The organism is Novosphingobium beihaiense, assembly GCF_022832375.1.
GTDB classification, from domain to species: Bacteria; Pseudomonadota; Alphaproteobacteria; order Sphingomonadales; family Sphingomonadaceae; genus Novosphingobium; species Novosphingobium beihaiensis.
The window spans coordinates 40,693-47,054 of the sequence record NZ_JALHLG010000026.1; the positions used below are offsets into that span (position 1 = coordinate 40,693).

At 65.3% G+C, this 6,362-nt stretch carries 5 protein-coding genes; 1 reads left to right on the forward strand and 4 read right to left on the reverse strand.

Annotated features, from left to right (window positions below):
* Positions 1 to 56 precede the first annotated feature (56 nt).
* From MTR66_RS15365 to MTR66_RS15375, 3 genes are all read right to left on the reverse strand, one after another.
* Positions 57 to 1,334, reverse strand: a complete 1,278-nt coding sequence (locus MTR66_RS15365) for an efflux RND transporter periplasmic adaptor subunit (RefSeq protein ID WP_407673059.1) — start codon at positions 1,332 to 1,334, stop codon at positions 57 to 59.
* Positions 1,331 to 1,738, reverse strand: a complete 408-nt coding sequence (locus MTR66_RS15370) for a hypothetical protein (RefSeq protein ID WP_243922623.1) — start codon at positions 1,736 to 1,738, stop codon at positions 1,331 to 1,333. The genes MTR66_RS15365 and MTR66_RS15370 overlap by 4 nt, the downstream gene beginning before the upstream one ends.
* A gap of 432 nt (positions 1,739 to 2,170) precedes the next feature.
* Complete coding sequence (locus MTR66_RS15375) at positions 2,171 to 2,785, reverse strand: TetR/AcrR family transcriptional regulator (protein WP_243922625.1); 615 nt, start codon at positions 2,783 to 2,785, stop codon at positions 2,171 to 2,173.
* Positions 2,786 to 2,923: 138 nt separating this feature from the next.
* Here MTR66_RS15375 and ligD point away from each other — a divergent pair, with 138 nt between their 5' ends.
* Positions 2,924 to 3,832, forward strand: a complete 909-nt coding sequence (ligD, locus tag MTR66_RS15380) for a non-homologous end-joining DNA ligase (protein ID WP_407673061.1) — start codon at positions 2,924 to 2,926, stop codon at positions 3,830 to 3,832.
* A 21-nt stretch (positions 3,833 to 3,853) separates the two neighbouring features.
* Here ligD and MTR66_RS15385 read toward each other — a convergent pair whose 3' ends face one another.
* Complete coding sequence (locus tag MTR66_RS15385; protein ID WP_243922627.1) at positions 3,854 to 6,121, reverse strand: NADP-dependent malic enzyme; 2,268 nt, start codon at positions 6,119 to 6,121, stop codon at positions 3,854 to 3,856.
* Positions 6,122 to 6,362: the final 241 nt, after the last annotated feature.

The window sequence follows — 6,362 nt, forward strand, 5'->3', positions numbered from 1 at the left end:
GTATGTGCCCCTGTTGGAGAGCGCGGCCGGGGGAGGGCGCCCTCGTTACGGGTGGATCAGTTGGCCAGGGTCGCTTGCGCGGCTACCGGCTCGGAAGGCCCTGTGGGTGCCGGAGCGGCGTGCGGATCGGCGATGATCTGGCCGCGCCGCGTGGCCACCTTGGACCCGGCGACGGCGGCCTGATAGTTGGAGATCACCACCCGGTCCTTTGCCGTCAGCCCGGCGCGGATCACGCGCAGACCGCCGATCATCGGGCCCAGCTCCACCGGCTTGGCCGCGACCATGCCGTCCTTGCCGACCGTCAGCACGATCTTGCGCGCCTGATCGGACTGGATCGCATCGTCGGGCACCAGCATGGCCTTGACGGTGCCGCTGTCAGCCAGGCGCATGTTGCCGAACATGCCCGGCGTCAGGAAGCCGTCGGGATTGGCGAGCACGGCGCGCACGCGGATCGTGCCGGAGCGGGGGTCGAGGCCGTTGTCGGTGAAGTCCAGCTTGCCCTTCCAGCGATAGTCCGCCTCGTCCTGGAGGCGCACCTGCACGGCGGCGGGAGTCTTGCTTTCCGCCCGGTCGCGCTGGGTCTTGAGGAACAGGGCTTCGGAGGCATCGAAAGTAAAGTAGATCGGATTCACCGCGTTGATCGTCGTCAGCAGCGTCGCATTGGCGTTGTTGTCGCCCGAAACGAGGTTGCCCGCATCGACGCGGCGGTCCGAGATCTTGCCCGAGATCGGCGCGCGCACGGTGGTGAACTCCATGTCGAGCGCACGTTCGCGGCGGCGGGCCTGCGCGGCGGCCAGCGCGGCAGTGGCCGAGCGGACGCGGGTGCGCAGCTGATCGATCTCGCTCGCGGCCACGGCCTCGTCACCGGTCAGACCGGCCACGCGGTCATAGTCGGACTTCGCCAGCGCCAGCGCGCTTTGCGCCGAGGCGACGTCGGCCTGGGCTCCGGCCAGCGCTGCGCGGTAGGGGCGCGGGTCGACCTGGAACAGCGGCTGGCCCTTGCGGACGGTATCGCCATCGCGGAAGTAGATCCGGGTGATCGCGCCCGAGACCCGGGGGCGTACCTCCACGGTCTTGCTGGGGGCGAAACGGCCGATGTAGTCGTCCCACTCGGTCACGTCGCGCACCAGCGGATGGGCGGCCTGAACGGACGGCAGCGGCGGCATCGCGGCCGCCGTGTTGTCCTGATCGAGCAGGGCCCAGCCGGCCCCTGCCACCAGGACAAGGGCAATGGCGCCGACAGCCGTCGTGCGCATGCCGAAGGGCCAGCGGCGTTTGGCGGTGGCCTCAGGCGCGTCCTGCGCCTGCGTTTCGATTTTTGCAGGGAAATTCACGGGGTAAGCCTTTGAAATGGGGGGCGGGCGCGCCCGATGGTATCGATAACGGCGCCGATTTCATCTTCGTTGAAACCGGATGTCTGGGCTTCCTTGAGGGCGGAAGCGGGGAGCTGGTAACCGTGATGCCAGGCATGGACGGCCAGCCTGCGCAGAGCCTCCAGCCGTTCGTTGGCGAGCATCGAGGATGCCGGTTCCGGCCCGAAGATCAGCCGGGCGAGCCAGCCGCGCTTGCGTGGGGGCACAAGCGTTTCAAGGCCGTCTTCCCGGGCGAGTTCGATGACGCGGTGTTCCAGCACTGTGAGCATGCTGACAGCGCCGGTGGTCTGGATCTCTGCCGATAGAGCGGCGGTTGAATTAGGCAGCGCACAGGGCGCCGCATCGTGGAAATCGATGAAGGCCATATTTTGAGCTCCCGGAGGGTGCCCGGCGCGCACCCCGGGGCGGGGTGGGGTGGGGGTGCGGGGTGCGCGCCAAGCTTTTTCCAGTGCAAGGAGCACTGGAAAACAAGTCTCTATCGCCGCCCGGGTACGCCGAAGCCGATGCCCGAGTGCGGCTGATTGCAGTCATATTGTCAGACGCCTCCCGCATGGACGGAAGGCGTCAATTGTTAGCCGGTTGGAGCCGGCGGATAGAATTCAGTCACCAGTCTTGCCGTTGTCCGGCGAGTCGAGTGGCTCAACTCCATACTGTACAGTACGGTATATATATTGCGATGCGGTATCGCGTCAAGCGCCTTTTTGTACCATGCGGTAATTTAGGCCGCCGGGAGTGTTTTCAAGAGGTGAACCGCAGGTGAACGCAGATTTTTCAAAATGCGTTCGTGCTGTGCGGGATCAGCGGCCGGGCCAGAGCGCCAGAAAGGTATCGACCACGTTCTGCAGGTCTTCGCGGCTGGCGCCTGCCTGAGTCTTGACGGCCAGGCCTTGCAGGACTGTCGTCAGGCACTGGGCCAGCGCTTTCGGATCCACGCTTTCGGGCAGGTCGCCATCGGCTTTGGCACGTTCCAGCCGCTCGACGATCGCCATTTCGGACGAAACACGGCGGGCAATGACATGCTCGCGAAGGGAGGGGGCTTCGGATGTGCAGGCCACCATGCTGATAACGCCAAGGCATCCTTGCGGATCGGTGGAGCCGCAATGCGTATCAAGCGCCCCGTTCAGCAGGCGCTTGGCCACGCCCTTTGCCGTGGGCGCTTCGAGTGCAGCCTTGACGTAGGAAAGCTTTTCCTGCTCGTAGAGGTCGAGGGCTTTCTTGAAGAGGGCTTCCTTGTTGCCGAAGCAGGCATAGAGGCTGGGCTTGGTAATGCCCATCGCTTCAGTCAGCTCCGCCATGGAGGCGCCTTCGTAGCCGTGCTGCCAGAACACGCGCAGTGCGCTTGCCAGGGCCTTATCCGGATCGAACTCCCGGGGACGGCCACGAGCCTTGGTTGCAGTATCCGAACATTTCATACCAGCTGGTATATAGGTAGGGGAGCGTGTTTCGTCCAGTACTATGCGGGGCAGCACGAGCCGGACAGGGAATTGACCCGTGCAGGGACAGGACGGACGATGCCGCGGTGGTCCGGGACTCGAAAGGGAGAGCAGCCCTTGAACAAGCGGAAAGAGGAAACGCAGACAGTTCAAACAGGGGAAAACGGCCGGGTCTCGATCACGCATGCCGATCGTGTGGTGTTTCCCGGAACTGGCCAGACCAAGGGCGATCTCGCGAACTATTACATGCGAATCGCGCCGCTGATGCTGGAGCATTTGGCCCGCCGCCCGGTCAGCCTGGTGCGCTGTCCTCAGGGGCGGGCAGGAAAGTGCTTCTTCCAGAAACACGATACCGGCGGCCTTGGCGCGCATGTGCATCAAGTCTCCATTCGCGAAAAGGCAGGGGAACTCAAACCCTATCTCTATCTCGACAGCGGGGCAGGGCTGCTCGATTGCGTGCAGATGGGCACGATCGAGTTTCATGCGTGGGCCTGCCACGAAGACACTATCGAACAGCCGGACCGGATGATCTTCGATCTCGATCCGGACGAGGGGCTGGACTTTGAGGAGGTCAGGCACGCTGCGGCGGATGTGCGTGCACGGCTGGCAGAGAAGGGGCTTGCCAGCTTTCCCATGCTGACCGGGGGAAAGGGTATCCACGTTATCGTTCCCTTGCAGCGCGGGCATGGCTGGGATGAGCACGGCGCTTTTGCAAGGGATCTCGCCGAAAGCCTGAGCCAGGCCGAGCCGGAGCGGTTCGTGGCGGTGATGGCCAAAGCCAAGCGCAAGGGGAAGATCTTCATCGACTGGCTGCGAAACCAGCGCGGGGCCACGGCCGTCGTGCCCTATTCCGCCCGGGCCCGTCCCGGCGCGCCCGTTGCGGTGCCGGTCACATGGGAGGAACTGCCCGGGCTCTCTGCAGCCAGCGCCTTCTCGATCGGGGATGCAGATGCCCTGATCGAGCGGGCGGCGGACGGCGGTTTGCAGGGATGGGGAATCGCGGAGCAGCCGCTCCCCGGAGTGTGACCGGGGGAAGCCGCCGCCCGGTCAGGCTTTCGTCAGCACTTCCGAGGCGGCGATGGCGGTGAGGTTGAGGATCGTGCGTGAAGTCGCGCTTGGCGTCAGCACGTGGATCGGCTGCGACAGGCCCATCAGCATGGGGCCCACCGTGGCCGTGCTCGACGAGGCGCTCAGGGCGGTCAGCGTAATGTTCGCGGCATCGAGGTTGGGCATGACCAGAAGGTTGGCCGATCCTTCGAACCGTCCATCGGAAACCAGCCGCTCGCGCAGCGGCTGCGACAGCGCGGCATCGGCATGCATTTCGCCATCGACGGCAAGATCGGGAGCCGCTTCGCGCAGGATCGCGAGGGCCGCACGCATCTTGCGCGCGCTGGGGCTGTGCGATGCACCGAAGTTCGAATGCGACAGCAGCGCCACACGCGGATCGAGGCCGAAGTGGCGCAGTTCCTCGCTGGCCAGCAAGGTCATTTCGGCGACTTGCTCCGGTGTCGGTTCCGTGACCATGTGGCTATCGGTGATGAACAGCGCGCCAGCATCCAGGATCAGCCCCGAAAGCGCATAGACCCGCTGTGCACCCGGTTCGCGTTCGATGATCCGCAGCACATGCTTGACCTGGCCCCAGTACTCCGAATTGCCGCCCACCAGAGCGGCATCGACGCGGCCGGTGCGCAGCAGCATGGCAGCCGTAACGGTGGGGCGGCGGTGGACATGGCGGATCGCTTCGGGGGCAGGCACACCCTTGCGCCCTGCGGCGGTGCGATAGGCCTCGACGAGTTCGCTCATCAGCGCTTCGTCGGTTTCCGGATCGATCACTTCGACATCCCGGTCCAGCTCGAAGCGCAAGCCTAGCGCGGGCAAGCGCTCTTCGAGGATGCGGCGGCGGGCGACGATCACCGGGCTGACGATCCCGTCGTCGAGCGCATCCTGGATCGCCCGCAGCACGCGCTCGTCCTCGCCTTCGCCATAGGCGATGCGGGTGCGGGTGCCGCGCGCGCCTTCGAAGACGGGGAGCATGACCTGGGCCGAGCGGGTGTTCTTCTGGGCCAGCGCGCGCCGGTAGGTCTCGATATCGACCGGGCGGGTGGCGACGCCGGTCTCCATCGCCGCCTTGGCGACGGCGGGCGCGATCTCGGCGATCAGGCGCGGATCGAAAGGCGTGGGAATGATATATTCCGGGCCGAACACCAGCTTGCGCCCGCCATAGGCCTGGGAGACGCTTTCATGCGCGGGCAGCCGCGCGAGCGAGGCGATCGCTTCTGCGGCGGCCATTTTCATTGGCTCGTTGATGGCCGTCGCCCCCACGTCCAGCGCACCGCGAAAGATATAGGGAAAGCACAGCACGTTATTGACCTGGTTCGGAAAGTCCGAACGGCCCGTGGCGATGATGGCATCGGGGCGTGCTTCGCGTGCGACGTCCGGCAGAATCTCCGGCTCGGGATTGGCGAGAGCGAAGATCAGCGGATTTTCGGCCAGCAGCGGCAGCCATTCCGGTTTGAGCACCCCGGGCGCCGAGAGGCCGAGGAAGACATTGGCGCCGGGCAGCACGTCGGGGAGCGTGCGCGCATTGGTGTTGCGGGCATAGCGGGCCATGTTGGGCAGCATGCCTTCGCGCCCGGCGTGGATCACGCCGTCCTTGTCGGTCAGCGTGACGTTTTCGGCCGGAAGGCCCATCGCCACCAGCAGATCGACGCAGGCCAGCGCCGCCGCGCCCGCGCCGGAGGTGACGAGCTTGGCTTCCGCCAGCGTTTTGCCTTGCAGCACCAGCGCGTTGCGCACCGCCGCTGCCACCACGATCGCGGTGCCATGCTGATCGTCATGGAACACCGGGATGCTCATCCGCTCGCGTAGAGCCGCCTCGATCGCGAAGCATTCGGGCGCCTTGATGTCTTCAAGGTTGATACCGCCGAACGTGGGTTCCAGCAGCGCCACGGCTTCGACGAACTTTTCGGGATCGGTGGTGTCCACTTCGATATCGAACACGTCGATATCGGCGAACTTCTTGAACAGCACGCCCTTGCCTTCCATCACCGGCTTCGATGCCAGTGCACCGATTGCGCCGAGGCCGAGGACGGCGGTGCCGTTGGAGATGACGGCCACCAGATTGCCGCGCGCGGTGTAGTCCATCGCCTTGCCGGGATCGGCCGCGATTTCCTCACAAGGGGCCGCGACGCCGGGCGAATAGGCCAGCGCCAGGTCGCGCTGGTTGATCATGCGCTTGGTCGGCTCGATGGTGACCTTACCGGGGGTGGGCAGGCGGTGGTAGTCCAGTGCGGCGCGGCGCAGCGTATCGTCCATTGGGGGGCTGATCTCCGGTTTCGAGCGATCGAAGGCTCAGCCCCTTATCAGCAGCCGTGGCGGATTGACAGGCGCTAACAATCGAACACGTTACCTTCGCCAGGCCCGCATATGCCATCGGGCGGTGAAGTCCAGCTTTTGTGCTTTGAGGACTGACAGGGAAGAGGCGCTGCAGCCTTGTGCGGAACGCACAAAGAAGGGGGCGCCCTGTGGGCGCCCCCTTCGTTTATCCTTGGAAGTG

Excerpts from the sequence above, each read along its gene's own strand:
- MTR66_RS15370 (WP_243922623.1), bottom strand. The coding sequence starts at position 1,738 with ATGGCCTTCATCGATTTCCACGATGCGGCGCCCTGTGCGCTGCCTAAT.
- MTR66_RS15375 (WP_243922625.1), bottom strand. The coding sequence starts at position 2,785 with ATGAAATGTTCGGATACTGCAACCAAGGCTCGTGGCCGTCCCCGGGAG.
- MTR66_RS15385 (WP_243922627.1), bottom strand. The coding sequence starts at position 6,121 with ATGGACGATACGCTGCGCCGCGCCGCACTGGACTACCACCGCCTGCCC.